The sequence below is a fragment of the Paractinoplanes toevensis genome (assembly GCF_018332695.1).
Lineage (GTDB): Bacteria > Actinomycetota > Actinomycetes > Mycobacteriales > Micromonosporaceae > Actinoplanes > Actinoplanes toevensis.
Window position 1 is genome coordinate 168801 of the sequence record NZ_BOQN01000048.1, and the last position, 13201, is coordinate 182001.

Consider the following 13201-nt stretch of genomic DNA (forward strand, 5'->3'; position numbering starts at 1 on the left):
GGACGGTCTCTGGTCGGTGTCGCAGCTGCTCTGACCATGGTGGTTGTGACCGCGGCACCGGCCCTGGCCGACTCGACCCGCGACCAGCAGTGGTACCTGGCTGATCTGAAGATTGCCGAGGCCCACAAGCTCAGTCGTGGTGAAGGTGTCATCGTTGCCGTGATCGACACCGGTGCGAAATCGAACCACCCCGACCTCACCGGTGCGCTCTTGCCCGGCCTCGACACCACGGACAGCAACCTGGCCGGCCGTTCCGGTACCGAGGATATTGACGGGCACGGCACGGCCATGGCCGGACTCATCGCGGGCCGTGGGCACGGGGACGGGGATGGAATCCTGGGCATTGCTCCGGCGGCGAAGATTCTGCCCATCGCGACCGGCGGCAACGGCTACACCTCGACGGCCTTTATGACCAAGGCGATAGATTTCGCGATCGAGAAGCACGCCGGTGTGATCAACATGTCGTTCGCCACGGGTGACGACGACGTGATGCACGCGGCGATCCGTAAGGCCCAGGCGACCGACATCGTTCTTGTCGCGTCGGCCGGCAACGACAACGACATCAGCAACCTGGTTGACAAGTTTCCGGCCAAGTACCCGGAGGTTCTGGCGGTCGGGGCTTACGGCAAGGATCGGAAGGTCGCGCCGATCTCCGTCACCGGCCCCTACATCGGGCTCACCGCGCCTGGCGATCAAGTCATCAGCACCGACATCAACCCTCCCGGCTATCAGGTAGCCGGGGGTACCAGTGACGCGACCGCGATTGTGAGTGGTGCGGCCGCTCTGTTGCGGGCCAAATATCCCGACATGAGTGCTGCCGAGGTCGTTCATCGGCTTACCGCCACCGCTGATGACGCCGGTGCGGCCGGGCGGGATGACACCTACGGCTATGGGCTGCTGAATGTCGTCAAGGCGCTCACGGCCGATGTGGCTCCGTTGCCCGCGGCCGGCGCGTCGGCGGCTCCGTCGGGTGGCGCGGCGCAGGATGCCCCGGCCGACACGTCGGCGTCCGATGATCTGCCGGAGCCGGTCAACGTGCTGGTGCCGGCGTTGATCGTGGCTGGGCTGGTGGTGCTGGCCGGGGTTTTGGTGGCTGTGCTCGTGGCTCGGCGGCGTCGGTCGGGCTGACCGGAACGGCGTGAGCCGGCCTTGGCGAGGCTGCTCCCGAAGTCTCGCTGCGGCCGGCTCACCGTTGCTGTCGCGAGCGCTCGGACTGGTCCCGTTAGGCCGAGTCCTCGCGACGTCCCCAGATCCACCTGCGCACATCACGCTACGTGCCGACTTGGTCGGGTTGGAAGCGCTCTGTGCGCAAAATGGCCGTTCGGCCAAGGCTGCTTAGGCGACAGATCCGGAAATTACCGGACAGAGGTCTGCATAGCGGGTTTCGGCGTGACTCAGTGTGAGGGGACCGGACTGTTACTTGTGGTGATCAGTCGTCTCGGCGGACGGATTCGATCAAGGCCAGGATCTGGCGCAGGGCGGGGCGCAGCACCCGCAGCCGGGAGAGGCCGACCAGGCGGTCGATCAGCGGGACCGTGCCGTCGATCAGCCGGCGGGTGCGGCGCTGGCCGGGCGACTTGTCGTGCACCCAGAACAGGATCACGCCCATCCAGCCGAGCCAGAGCAGCTCCGGCAGTTCCTTGCGCAACTCGGGGTCGAGCTTGGCCGACGAACCCTCGATCACGTCCCGGAAGATCGCGATCGACGCGTCCCGGGCCGGCGACGACTCCCGGGAGAACGGGCTCAGCGGCGACGACGGCTCGGCCGCGCTCTTGAAGAACGTCGCGGCGAACGAATGGTACGGCTCATTGACGTCGATGCCGGCGTGCAGCACGCCGCGCAGCCGGGCCGCGAAGTCGGTCGAGGCGGCCAGTATCTCGGCCGAGGCGGCCCGGTGCTCGTGCTGGTTGCGGTCGTAGAACCCCTGGATCAGGTGTTCCTTGGAGTCGAAGTAGTAGTAGGCGTTGCCGACCGCGACCCCGGCCTCCTTGGCGATGGCCCGCATGGTGGTTTCCGCGTAGCCCCGCTCGCGGAACAGCCGCAGTGCCGTCTCCAGGATGAGCTGCCGGGTCTGCTCGCCCCGGGCCCGCCGCGCGGGGCCGGGGGAGCCGTGGTCAGCGGCAGCGGTCGTCACATTGGTCACCGTAGTCCGCCGGGTCGGCCTGGATGAGTCCCGGGGAGCGGGTCTGCTCGCGTACGGCTGAAGCGGCCGCAATGAAACGCCGGGCCGCCGGCAGCAGTCGTGGCGAGGAGAAACGCTCGGCCGTGGCCCGATATCCGTCGAGTGCCCACAGGCAGGCGAGCCAGGCGGCGTCGCCGACGTAGTAGGCGCCGTCGTCGGCGACCACCGTGAGGTCACGCAACGAGGCCGCATGATCGAGTCCGGGAAAGCGCTCTCGGGCCTCCGCCGATCCGGCCGGGACGAAGGTGAGCGGCACGAGCTGGGCCCGGCTCGCGAGCCAGCGGCGCGCGGTCCGGCAGATCGGGCACCCTTCGTCGAAGAGCACGGTGAAGGACCCGACCCGGCCGGCCCCGTGTCCGGCCGGGTCGGTGTCCGCGCCCCGCGAGGTCATGCGCGGGCTGGTGGGGCCTGCGGCGGCATCGGCATCTGCGGGTGGATGGGCAGCCGGCCGGTGGGCGGCAGCGGCGGCCGCACCTGCTGCTGGCGGAGCCGTCCGCGGCGGTAGCGGCCCAGGAAGAACACATTGCAGAAGTGCAGGATGCCGAGCACCAGCAGGACCAGGCCGATCTTCATGGAGAGCGTTTCCAGTGCCTCGCTGGTGTCGTCGATCTGGGCGCCGGAGCGCATCGCGAACGTCACGTAGCCGAGATTGAGCAGGTAGAAGCCCATCACCAGCAGCTGGTTGACGGCCTTGGCCAGTTTCTCGTCGGCGAAGACGTCGGCGAGAAAGACCAGCCCGTTGCGGGACAGCGTGGTCGCCACCCACACGGTCAGCCCCACGCTGACCACGAGGTAGACCAGGTACATCCAGACCTTCGGATCCATCGGATCGCCTTTCTCGAACGTGTTCAACTTTCAGGCACAGACTACGACCATAACTTGAACGCGTTCAAGTTATGTGACGTGAGAGTCAGGCGAGCCCCAGAACCTCGGCGGCAGCGCGGCCGTTGGCCCAGCTCGCACCGTGGGTGGTCACGAACGCCCGGATGCCCGCCGGCCGCCACGCCGAGGGCCAGCCCATCTCGACGACCACCGTCGCCGGGAGTGCCTCGATCAGGGCGCGGTCGGCGGGGGATTGGTGGACCCGCTGCCCGACCACGATGATCGGCCGACCGCCGGCCCGCGCCACCAGGTCGGCGGCGGATGCCGTCGATGCGACGACGGCGATGTGCTCGATGCCGTCGAGGTGCGGCGCCAGACCCCACGGCACCCGTCCCGCGACCGCCGACTGTGCTCCGACCAGCTGCACCACCAGCGGCGATCCAAGATCTTCCAGCGACCCTTCGACCCGCACCGCCCGCCTTGCGGTGACCAGACCCAGACTCTGGTCACGCTGGGTGCCGAAGGCCGTGCCCGGGGACGCCAATTCCGCCGTACGGGAAACCGCTCTCTCCAAATCGCCCAGCGCGAGTCGCCCATCCTCCGTCCCCACCGCGATCTCCGCGACGACCGCCTCCACCAGCGCCGCGTCGACCCGGGAGCCCAGACACAGCAGGTCCGCGCCCGCCGCGAGGGCCCGCACCGCCGCCCGCGGAACTCCACCGGCGGCCGCCGCCGCGGCGGTCATCTCCAGCGCGTCGGTGACGATCACTCCGTCGAAGCCGAGCTCGTCGCGCAGCAGGGAGAGCGCTCCCCGGCTGAACGTCGCCGGTTCGTCCCCGGTCAGCGCGGGCACTCGGATGTGGGCCGTCATCACCGCTCTCGCGCCGGCCGCGATCGCGGCCGCGAACGGCGGCACATCCCGTTCCCGCAGCACCGAGAGGGGTACGTCGACCGTGGGCAGCTCGAGATGCGAGTCCCGGACGGTGGCGCCGTGCCCCGGGAAATGCTTGGCGCAGGCCGACACGCCCGCTTCCTGAAGTCCCGCCACGGCCGCCGCGGCGTGCCGGGCCACCAGTGCGGTGGACGCCCCGAACGACCGCGTCCCGATGACCGGATTGTCGTCCGCGGTGTTGACGTCCACCACCGGCGCCAGGTCGAGCGTGACCCCGGTGGCGGCCAGGTCCGCCCCGATCGCCGCGTACACCGCCCGGGTGAGTTCGGGGTCGTCGACCACGCCGAGCGCCGCGTTCCCGGGGTAGGCGCTGCCGGTCCGGTGCTCCAGACGGGTGACGTCCCCGCCCTCCTCGTCGATCGCGACGACCACGTCGCCCCGGCCCGCCCGGAGTGCCGCGGTCATCCCGGCGAGTTGTTCCGGCGTTTCGGCATTGCGACCGAAGAGCGTGAATCCGGCCAGGCCGTCGGCCAGCAGCGACATCGCCCAGGGCGGCGCGACCTGCCCCGGAAGCGCGCCGAGGAGGGTGCCGAGAGCGAGCCGGCGAAGCCCGTGATCGATGACCATGCTGTCCTTCCGGTGACGCAAGGCTGGCTGATCGGCCCCGCGAGCTGCCATGATCGCTCCGAGTCGATGACGTGTGCACTGCGGACGACTACGATCTCGACCGTTACGCTGCGGCTACGACGTCGGGGGCTCGGTAAGCCAATTGAAAACAATATTTAATTACTAGGGGACGTAGTTATGGCCGCCACCCGCCTTCCGGGCACACCCCGGCTGCTGCGCGCACTCAACGACCGCGCGGCGCTGGAGCTGTTGCTCGACCGAGGCCCGTTGACCCGCGCCCAGCTCGGCGAGATGACCGGGCTCAGCAAGGTCACCGCTTCGCAGCTGGTGGAGCGGCTCGAGCAGCGCGGCCTCGTGCGCCGGGTCGGCGAGCAGGCGGGCGGCCGGGGCCCGAACGCACAGCTCTACGCCGTCACCCCGGGCAGCGCCCACGTCATCGGCGTCGACGTCGGCCCGGAGCGGGTCATGGCCGCCTGCGCCGACATCACCGGCACGATCGTCAGCCGGGTCGAGCAATCCACCAAGGACACCGACGACCCGGTCGGCGTCGTGCACAACGCGGTGGTGCAGGCCGCCACCGAGGCCGGCACCGACATGACCTCGGTGCGCCGGGTCGTGCTCGGCACCCCCGGCCTGGTCGACCCGGTCAGCGGCGAGATCTCGTTCGCCTGGGACCTGCCCCGCTGGCACCGCGGCCTTCTCGACGACCTGCGCCGCGACCTGAGCACCCCGGTGGTCTTCGGCAACGACGTCAACCTCGCCGCGATCGCCGAGCAGAGCACCGGCGCGGCCAAGGGGCACCGCGACTTCGTGCTGATCTGGATCGGTCGCGGCGTCGGCCTGGCCAGCGTCATCGACGGCCGGCTGCACCAGGGCTCGACCGGCGCGGCCGGCGAGATCGGTTACCTTCCGGTGGCCGGCGCCGAGGTGCCCCGGCACCAGTCGAAGCGGGCGCAGAAGGGCGGCGTGCGCGGTGCGTTCCAGAGCATCGCCGGCGCCGACGCGGTCCGGGCGATCGGCAAGAAGTACGGCTTCCGCGGCAACGAGGCATCCGACGTGATCCGTTCCGCGGTCGAGGCGGGCGAGGCCGGTGACCAGGTCCTCGACGAGCTGGCCGAGAAACTGGCCCTCGGCGTGGCCGCCACCTGCGTGGTGCTGGACCCGCCGCTGGTCGTGCTGGCCGGCGAGGTGAGCCAGGCCGGCGGCCCCGGGCTGGCCGAGCGGGTCGAGCGCGAGGTGGCGGCGATCACCCTGGTCAATCCCAAAGTGGTGATCACCGGCGTGGAATCGGAACCGGTCCTGCACGGAGCCCTGCACACCGCTTTGGACGCCGTACGCGATGAGGTGTTCGGGTCGACGACCGCGTGAGCGGCGCGGGCGGCCCGTGGAAGGATGAACGCGTGCTCGAACCTGCCGTGCGTATCCCTCCACACGACGACACCGTTATCGCGTTCGATCGGGTAAGCGTCATCCGGAGTGGCAATTTCCTGGTCCGCAGCCTGTCCTGGCAGGTCGAGCTGGACGAGCGGTGGGTGATCCTGGGCCCGAACGGCGCCGGTAAGACGACGTTGCTCAACCTGGCGACGGCCCGCCTGCACCCGTCCCGCGGTACGGCGTACGTGCTGGGCGAGCGCCTCGGCCGTACCGATGTGAACGAGCTGCGCATGCGGATCGGCCTGTCCACCGGCCAGTTCGGCGAGCGCATCCCACCCGACGAGCGGGTGCTCGACGTGGTCGTCACGGCGGCCTGGTCGGTGGTGGGCCGCTGGCGGGAGAGCTACGACCCGCAGGACGAGGGCCGCGCCCGCCAGCTGCTCGGCCAGTTCGGCATGGGTTCGCTGATCGACCGGGAGTTCGGCACCCTGTCCGAGGGCGAGCGCAAGCGCACCCTGATCGCCCGGGCGCTGATGACCGACCCCGAGCTGATGCTGCTCGACGAGCCGACCGCCGGCCTCGACCTGGGCGGCCGGGAAGACCTGATCGCCCGCCTCACCGAGCTGGCCCTCGACCCGGATTCGCCGGCCATGGTGCTGGTCACCCACCACGTCGAGGAGATCCCGCCCGGCTTCACGCACGGCCTGCTGCTGCGCGAGGGCTCGATCGTGGCCGCCGGTTCGCTCGGCGAGGTGATGACCGCCGACAACCTGTCCAAGACGTTCGGTCTCCCGCTGCTGGTCGAGCGCTTCGGCGACCGCTACGCGGCCAGGGCGGCCCAGTGACGCCGCGGATCGTGGTGGCCGGCAGCGCCAACATGGACCTGGTCGGCCTGGCCGAGCGCCTGCCGCTGCCGGGCGAGACGGTGCTCGGCGACGACTTCGTGATGATGCCCGGCGGCAAGGGCGCCAACCAGGCGATCGCCGCGGCCCGGGCCGGCGGCCACGCGGTCTTCCTGGGCGCGATCGGCTCGGACGCGTTCGGCGTGACGCTCAACGCCCGGCTGAACGCGGCCGGCGTCGACGTCGCCCACGTGCGCACCAGCTACGGCGCCTCCGGCGTCGCGGTGATCATGGTGGACCGGGCGGGGGAAAACTCGATCCTGGTCTCGCCCGGCGCCAACAGTGCGTTCACCGACCTCACCGAGGACGAGGCCCGGGTCATCGCGAGCGGCGACGTGCTGCTCTGCCAGCAGGAGATCCCGGTGGAGACGGTCACCGCGGCCTGCCGGGCGGCCCGCTACGGCGACACCCGCACGATCCTGAACGCGGCACCGGCCCGGGAGTTGCCGGGCGAGCTGCTCGAACTGGTCGACCTGCTGGTGGTCAACGAGCTCGAGGCGCAGACCATCGCCGGCACGGCGGAGCCCGACATGGCCGCCCTGCTCGCCCTGGTTCCGCGAGTGGTGCTGACGCTGGGCGGCGCCGGTGCCCGCTACGCCGAGCGCGGCGGCCGCGACGAGACCGTGCCCGCCTTCCCGGTCGAGGCCACCGACACCACGGCGGCCGGCGACGCGTTCACCGGCGCGCTCGCCGTGGCCTGGGGCGAGGGCCGCGACCTGATGGAGGCGGTCCGCTGGGCGAACGCCGCCGGTGCCGCCTGCGTCCGCAAACTGGGCGCCTCGAACGCCCTCCCGACCCGCGACGAGATCGACGCAATGATCAACGGCTAGTTGCCTTGGCGCCGCCATTCCCCTTTCGATGCCAGCAAGATCCTCAATCGAAGGGCAGAACTTTGTCCGGCTTACCAACCGCGGTCTTGCTGGAGGAGCGGCTGTCACCGGAGCGACTCAGCGGCTACCGAGCAGCCGTAGGCGGCGACCGTACGGCGGCGATCGAGTTGTACGACTGGAACGCCCGATTGAGCGCGACCTTCTGGAGCACCCTGGGCCACGTCGAGATCTTGGTCCGCAATGCCATGCACCAACGGCTGGCCACCTGGTCCGGGCAGACGTACGGCGAACCGCGGTGGTACCTCGACCCGGGCAACGTGCTCACCCCTGAGTCGCGCCAGACGATACGTACAGCACGCGACAACGCACGAGGAACCGCCGCCCGGAGACGCCGGGCCGGCCGATCGCGGCCCTGCATGCCGATGCGATGAGGCTGGCCGAATGGACGTGCCCCGCGGCCGCGAAATGGATCGAATGGCGCTGCGGAGTGATCGGTACGTTGCAGACGCGTCCGTGGACGCGCCCGCTCCCACCGCGGACCCGTCCCTAGGTCTGGCGGGCCGTGGCTACGAAGCGGCTCACCTCGGAGCGCAGGACCTCGGCCAGTTGGCTGAGGCCGTCCAGGTCGTGGCCGCCGTCGACGGCGGCGGCGATGCCGTTGGTGAGACCGCTCATCTCGCGCACGCTCTCGGTCACCGCCTCCAGCACGTGGACCGCGTCCGCGGCCACCTCCTGGACCCGGTTGACCTGGCCCATGATCTCGGTGCTTGAGCCGCTGGTCTCGTCGGCGAGCGTCTTGACCTCGCCGGCCACCACGCTGAAGCCGAGCCCGGCCTGCCCGGCCCGGGCGGCCTCGATGGTGGCGTTCAGCGCGAGCAGCCGGGTCTGCTTGGCCACCCGGTTGATCAGGTCGACCGCGGTGAGGATCTGGTCGGCCGCGGTTCGCAGCGAGTGCACGGTCTCCAGACCGCGTTCGGCCTCGGCGACCGCGGCCCGGGCGAAGTCGGCCAGTCCGTTGGCCGAGGCACCCATCTCGGTGGCGGCCGTGGCCACCTGCTCCGAGACCCGCAGCACCGCGTGCTCCAGCTCGTCGGCGAGCGCGACCCGGGCGGCGGCGGCGTCGGCCAGCCGCTGGGAGCTGCGGAACATCTCGGCGATCGAGGTAGAGATCTGCTCGGCCGAGCTGCGGAACGCCCCGCGCATGCCGGCAGTGAGGAAGCGCCGGTGGAACCGGCCCTCGGCGGCGGCGGCCGAGGCGGCGCCGGCCTCCCGGATGAACGCGTCGGAGACGTCGAGCAGGTCGTTGACGGCGCCGCGGCACTCGACCGCGGCGTCGGACTCGCCGATGGTGGTCAGCCGGGCCTCGAGATCACCGGCAGCCGCGCGACGGCACACGCCGGCGATGGCCAGCATCACCTCGTCGCTCACCGGCCGGGCCCGTTCGTGATGCTCCAGACGAACTCGTCGTACGTCTTGCCGCCCAGTTCCTTCTCCAGCTGCTGCCAGCCGGCGTCGACGGCCGCCCGGCTGGTCGGGCAACCGCGCTCGATGCGCAGGATCCGGTCGTAGACCTGCTTGATCGCGAGCACCGATGCGGGGTCGGGGTGGCGCCGGCTGGAGTGGTAGCCGACCAACTGCCCGACGCGGTCGTAGGACGGCGTGACGTGCGCAAACACCCAGTAGTGCCCACCGTCGAGGGCCAGGTTCAGCACGTACGCGAAGATCTCCTCGCGCCGGCCGAGCGTGTCCCAGAGCAGCTTGAATACCGCCCGCGGCATGTCCGGGTGCCGGATCAGGCTGTGCGGCTGCCCGAGCGCCTCTTTCTCGGTGCAGGCGGAGACGCGCAGGAAGACGTCGTTCGTGTAGGTGATCAGACCGCGCGGGTCGGTCTTGGTCACGATGATCTCGTCCGGGCCGAACGTGTGCTCTACCCCGGTGGGGAGGGTCCGGATTCCTCGCATGATTCGTCAATGGTCCTCAACCGGACCAGGCGGCGCGGCGGAACGGCGGAATCACCGGCCGACGCGTCGGGCCCAGGCGATCAGCGGCAGTTGGAGCGGCAGCCGGCCGTAGGCGATGGCCCGCTTGGCCGGTGATGCGTGCCGCCAGTCGACCGCCATCTTGACGTTGGCCGGGAACACGCCGATGAACAGGGCGGCGGCGGCCAGGCCGCCGATCTTCCGGCTGCGGGGGTACGCGATCGCGGCCGCGACGACCAGCTCGGCCGCACCGCTTGCATACGTCCAGGTGCGCCGCGAGCCGGGCAGGGAGCGCGGCACGATCGAGTCGAACGGCCGGGGCACGAGAAAGTGCAGGGTGCCAGAGGTCGCCAGCAGCCCGGCCAGCCCGATCGCCTGTTTGTCCATGATCCGGAGCGTACCCGAAGTTACCGACGAGTAGCAGGCTGCGGTTCGAGGGCCCGCTGCAGCGCCCGGTAGATCCGGCCGAACCGGGACGCGTCGCCGGTGTGCAGCAGCCGCACGTCGCCGGCCGGGGTGCGGGCCCAGATCTCCAGCTCCCGGCTGCCCCGGTCGTAGGAGCGGTCCACGTGTTCGAGCAGCATGTCGGCGAGCGGTGCGGCGGCCAGCCCGACCAGGATGCCGCCGCCGATCAGGCCGACGGTCACCGACGTGGACGCGTCGATCACCAGCGCCACTCCGACCCCGAGCGCACCCACCAGGATCGGCAGCAACATCGCCACGCCGAGTGCGCCCCGCCCGGCGATGGTCATCCATGATCGGCGCCCGCGGCGGTGCCACACCTGACGCAGCTCCGGCAGCGCGAACTCGCGGCCGTCCATGCGGACGCCGGTCGACGTGATGACGACATCCCGGTCCCGGTAGTAGGTGTCCATTCACTCTCCGTACCCGTCGTAGGCTCTGCCTTAACCAAGACTCAAGGGGCGTGTTTCGTGGGCGAGTTCGTGAAGCTGGAGATCAGCGACGGCATCGGCACCATCCGTCTGGACCGGCCCCCGATGAATCCTCTCAACACCCAAGTGCAGGAAGAGCTGCGCGAGGCCGCGAATTCCGCCGCCGGCTCCGATGTGGTCAAGGCAATTGTGGTGTACGGCGGGGAGAAGGTCTTCGCCGCCGGAGCCGACATCACCGAGTTCACCACGCAGACGTACCAGGACATGACCATGCGGGCCGGTGCCCTGTCGGGTGCGTTCGACGCCGTGGCGCGCATCCCCAAGCCGGTGGTCGCCGCGATCACCGGTTACGCCCTCGGTGGCGGCTGTGAGCTGGCCCTGGCCTGTGACTGGCGGGTGGTGGCCGACGACGCGAAACTCGGCCAGCCGGAGATCAAGCTGGGTCTCATCCCGGGAGCCGGCGGCACCCAGCGGCTGGCCCGCCTGGTCGGCCCGGCCCGGGCGAAGGACCTCATCTTCTCCGGCCGGATGGTGGACGCCGAGGAGGCGCTGCGGATCGGGCTGGCCGACCGGGTGGTCCCGGCCGGTGACGTCTACCAGACCGCGATCGAGCTGGTCCGGCCGTTCGTCAAGGGTCCGTCCCTGGCGCTGCGCGCGGCCAAGCAGGCGATCGACGCCGGCCTGAGCATGGATCTGGCCTCCGGTCTGGCCCTGGAATCGCAGCTCTTCGCCTCGCTCTTCGCCACCGACGACCGGATCGAGGGCACCTCGGCGTTCGTCGCGAAGCGTAAGCCCACATTTACGGGGCGCTGATGCTCGCTTCCATCGACCAGGTGCCATAAAGTCCCTCGGGTGGAACCGGTTCCGACCACGCGCTCGGTGCGCCGCACCGTGCGCGTGGCGGTTGCCCTGGTAGTAGGCCAGGCGCTGCTCTGCGCGCTGATCGGCTTTCTCACTCTCGGGCGCTCCGGCGGCAGCGTCGACCGAATGGCGGAACCGCCGCTCGTTCCGCCGCCCGCCACCGCCCCCGGCTCGCCGTCCCCGACCGCGTCGTTTTCGGCGACCGCGACCACCCGGCCCGCGCAGCCGGCCCGCGATGCCACCTCCACCCGCGGTAAGAGGAAGCCCGACCCGACCCCGGCCACCGGGGCGACCACCGCCGCCTCCGAACCTCCGCCGGAACCGATGATCGACTTCCCGGCGCCGGTCACCACGCCGACGCCCGGCGTGTCCAGCACCGCCACCTCCGCGCCGTCCGCGCCTTCCGCCCCGACCGCCTCGCCGCCGAAGGAACTGATTCCGCCGCCGGCGCCGCCGTTCGGTTCGGCCGCGCCACCGGTGCAGGATTCGGTCGTCGCCGGTGATCCCTGCGCGCCCGAATGGGCCTTCGGGCGCACCTCGCACGGCACTCTGGTTCGCTGTGTGCGCACATGGCATCACCGGTTGCGCTGGAAGATCGTCTAGAAGCGGGCACCCCCTAGACTCACCGCATGGCCAACGACCCTGGGGGCCCGAAGCGGCACGCCCTCGGCGTGGACTTCGGCACGTCGAACACCGTCGCGGTGGCACGCTGGCCCGACGGCCGCGCCCGCCCGATCCTGGTCGACGGCTCGCCACTGCTGCCCTCCGCGGTCTACGCCGAGCCCGGTGGTCAGCTCATTGTGGGCCGCGACGCCGTGCACAGCGCCCGCCTCGATCCGGCCCGCTTCGAGCCCAACCCGAAGCGGCGCATCGACGACGGCACGGTGCTGCTCGGCGACCAGGAGTTCCCGATCGTCGACCTGATCTCGGCCGTGCTGGCCCGGGTCGCCGAGGAGTGGCACCGCGCGGTCGGCCCGGTCCTGCCCGACGTCACCCTGACCTGCCCGGCGACCTGGGGTGCGGCCCGCCGCACGCTGCTCGCGGAGGCCGCGGCCCGGGCCGGTCTCGAGCGCGCCCGTCTGGTCGCCGAGCCGGTCGCCGCGGCCACCTACTTCGCCGAGGTGCTCGGCCGGGACGTGCCGATCGGCTCGGTCGTGGTGGTGCACGACTTCGGGGCCGGCACGTTCGACGCCAGCGTGGTCGCCCGCACCGCCTCCGGCTTCGAGGTGATGGCGGTCGACGGCCGCGACGACATCGGCGGCCTGGACGTGGACGCGGCCATCGTCGAGCACCTGCGCACCGACGAGTGGCAGCGGCTGCTCGAACCGACCACGGTCGAGGAGCGCCGCGCCCGCCGCCAGCTCTGGGACGACGTGCGGATCGCCAAGGAACGGTTGTCCCGCGCCCAGTCCGCCGACTTCGTGGTGCCGCTGCTCGACACCGAGGTCCACCTGACCCGCGACGAGCTGGAAAAACTGGCCCGCCCGGTGCTCGACCAGACGGTCCGCATCACCCAGGGGCTGCTCCGCTGGGCCGACCTGCCCGAGGGCCGGCTGGCCGGGGTGTTCCTGGTCGGGGGCGCCAGCCGCATCCCGCTGGTCGCCACGCTGCTGCACCGCGAGCTCGGCGAGGCCCCGGTGGTCATCGAGCAGCCCGAGCTGGTGGTGGCCGAGGGCAGCATCCTGGCCGACGCGGCCCTCCTGACCACCGGCGCGGCCGCGCCCGGCCCCACCGCCGAGCTGCGCCTGGTGTCGACCGGCCGGGCCGAGAACTCCGCCGCCCGCGGCGAGAGCAGTGCCGGCCGGGCCGACGGCACGAGCGGCCGCGCTGAGAGCGGTG

Annotated in this window: 16 protein-coding genes; 8 read left to right on the plus strand and 8 right to left on the minus strand. The window is 71.1% G+C overall.

Translation table 11 applies throughout. The features are described 5' to 3' along the window. Positions 1-45: 45 nt before the first annotated feature. Positions 46-1128, plus strand: a complete 1083-nt coding sequence (gene mycP, locus Ato02nite_RS16755) for a type VII secretion-associated serine protease mycosin (RefSeq protein ID WP_213007452.1) — start codon at positions 46-48, stop codon at positions 1126-1128. A 301-nt stretch (positions 1129-1429) separates the two neighbouring features. On the opposite strand, the gene Ato02nite_RS16760 is transcribed toward mycP, so the two are convergent. From Ato02nite_RS16760 to Ato02nite_RS16775, 4 genes are all read right to left on the minus strand, one after another. After that, positions 1430-2134 (minus strand): TetR/AcrR family transcriptional regulator, encoded by a 705-nt coding sequence (locus Ato02nite_RS16760; protein ID WP_213007453.1) that lies wholly within the window; start codon positions 2132-2134, stop codon positions 1430-1432. Then, positions 2115-2573, minus strand: coding sequence for a thiol-disulfide oxidoreductase DCC family protein (locus tag Ato02nite_RS16765; protein WP_213007454.1), 459 nt, complete (start codon positions 2571-2573; stop codon positions 2115-2117). The genes Ato02nite_RS16760 and Ato02nite_RS16765 overlap by 20 nt, the downstream gene beginning before the upstream one ends. Further along, on the minus strand, positions 2570-3007 hold the full coding sequence (locus Ato02nite_RS16770) for a hypothetical protein (protein ID WP_213007455.1): 438 nt from the start codon (positions 3005-3007) through the stop codon (positions 2570-2572). Before Ato02nite_RS16770 ends, Ato02nite_RS16765 begins: the two co-directional genes overlap by 4 nt. Positions 3008-3092: 85 nt before the next feature. Continuing rightward, positions 3093-4523 (minus strand): glycoside hydrolase family 3 N-terminal domain-containing protein, encoded by a 1431-nt coding sequence (locus Ato02nite_RS16775; protein WP_213007456.1) that lies wholly within the window; start codon positions 4521-4523, stop codon positions 3093-3095. A 177-nt stretch (positions 4524-4700) separates the two neighbouring features. Here Ato02nite_RS16775 and Ato02nite_RS16780 point away from each other — a divergent pair, with 177 nt between their 5' ends. The 4 genes from Ato02nite_RS16780 (at position 4701) to Ato02nite_RS16795 (ending at position 8060) form a co-directional block, all read left to right on the plus strand. After that, positions 4701-5891, plus strand: a complete 1191-nt coding sequence (locus Ato02nite_RS16780; protein WP_213007457.1) for an ROK family transcriptional regulator — start codon at positions 4701-4703, stop codon at positions 5889-5891. A gap of 32 nt (positions 5892-5923) precedes the next feature. After that, positions 5924-6742, plus strand: coding sequence for an ABC transporter ATP-binding protein (locus Ato02nite_RS16785; protein WP_246607062.1), 819 nt, complete (start codon positions 5924-5926; stop codon positions 6740-6742). Further along, positions 6739-7629: a ribokinase gene (locus Ato02nite_RS16790; RefSeq protein ID WP_213007458.1), complete on the plus strand. Its 891-nt coding sequence runs from the start codon at positions 6739-6741 to the stop codon at positions 7627-7629. The genes Ato02nite_RS16785 and Ato02nite_RS16790 overlap by 4 nt, the downstream gene beginning before the upstream one ends. An 86-nt stretch (positions 7630-7715) precedes the next feature. Then, on the plus strand, positions 7716-8060 hold the full coding sequence (locus tag Ato02nite_RS16795) for an Abi family protein (RefSeq protein WP_213007459.1): 345 nt from the start codon (positions 7716-7718) through the stop codon (positions 8058-8060). Between the two features lie 115 nt (positions 8061-8175). Here Ato02nite_RS16795 and Ato02nite_RS16800 read toward each other — a convergent pair whose 3' ends face one another. The 4 genes from Ato02nite_RS16800 to Ato02nite_RS16815 are packed head-to-tail and all read right to left on the minus strand — an operon-like array spanning position 8176 to position 10483. After that, positions 8176-9057, minus strand: coding sequence for a methyl-accepting chemotaxis protein (locus Ato02nite_RS16800; RefSeq protein WP_246607065.1), 882 nt, complete (start codon positions 9055-9057; stop codon positions 8176-8178). Further along, the gene (locus Ato02nite_RS16805; protein WP_213007460.1) at positions 9054-9590 is read right to left on the minus strand and encodes a PAS domain-containing protein; all 537 of its coding nucleotides are present in this window, start codon (positions 9588-9590) and stop codon (positions 9054-9056) included. Before Ato02nite_RS16805 ends, Ato02nite_RS16800 begins: the two co-directional genes overlap by 4 nt. A 51-nt stretch (positions 9591-9641) precedes the next feature. After that, the gene (locus tag Ato02nite_RS16810; RefSeq protein ID WP_213007461.1) at positions 9642-9995 is read right to left on the minus strand and encodes a DoxX family protein; all 354 of its coding nucleotides are present in this window, start codon (positions 9993-9995) and stop codon (positions 9642-9644) included. Between the two features lie 20 nt (positions 9996-10015). Continuing rightward, complete coding sequence (locus Ato02nite_RS16815; RefSeq protein ID WP_213007462.1) at positions 10016-10483, minus strand: DUF6232 family protein; 468 nt, start codon at positions 10481-10483, stop codon at positions 10016-10018. A 57-nt stretch (positions 10484-10540) separates the two neighbouring features. On the opposite strand from Ato02nite_RS16815, the gene Ato02nite_RS16820 reads away from it, so the two are divergent. The 3 genes from Ato02nite_RS16820 to Ato02nite_RS16830 all read left to right on the plus strand — a co-directional run. Then, positions 10541-11314 carry an enoyl-CoA hydratase/isomerase family protein gene (locus Ato02nite_RS16820; RefSeq protein ID WP_213007463.1) on the plus strand — a complete coding sequence of 258 codons (774 nt, stop codon included), beginning with the start codon at positions 10541-10543 and terminating at the stop codon, positions 11312-11314. 39 nt (positions 11315-11353) lie between these two features. Further along, positions 11354-11965: a hypothetical protein gene (locus Ato02nite_RS16825; RefSeq protein ID WP_213007464.1), complete on the plus strand. Its 612-nt coding sequence runs from the start codon at positions 11354-11356 to the stop codon at positions 11963-11965. Positions 11966-11991: 26 nt separating this feature from the next. Next, a partial coding sequence (locus Ato02nite_RS16830; RefSeq protein ID WP_246607066.1) for an Hsp70 family protein occupies positions 11992-13201 on the plus strand: 1210 nt, incomplete at its 3' end.

Coding starts and splice junctions, on each gene's coding strand:
- Ato02nite_RS16765 (WP_213007454.1), bottom strand. CDS start 2,573: ATGACCTCGCGGGGCGCGGACACCGACCCGGCCGGACACGGGGCCGGC.
- Ato02nite_RS16770 (WP_213007455.1), bottom strand. CDS start 3,007: ATGGATCCGAAGGTCTGGATGTACCTGGTCTACCTCGTGGTCAGCGTG.
- Ato02nite_RS16775 (WP_213007456.1), bottom strand. CDS start 4,523: ATGGTCATCGATCACGGGCTTCGCCGGCTCGCTCTCGGCACCCTCCTC.
- Ato02nite_RS16780 (WP_213007457.1), top strand. CDS start 4,701: ATGGCCGCCACCCGCCTTCCGGGCACACCCCGGCTGCTGCGCGCACTC.
- Ato02nite_RS16805 (WP_213007460.1), bottom strand. CDS start 9,590: ATGCGAGGAATCCGGACCCTCCCCACCGGGGTAGAGCACACGTTCGGC.
- Ato02nite_RS16810 (WP_213007461.1), bottom strand. CDS start 9,995: ATGGACAAACAGGCGATCGGGCTGGCCGGGCTGCTGGCGACCTCTGGC.
- Ato02nite_RS16815 (WP_213007462.1), bottom strand. CDS start 10,483: ATGGACACCTACTACCGGGACCGGGATGTCGTCATCACGTCGACCGGC.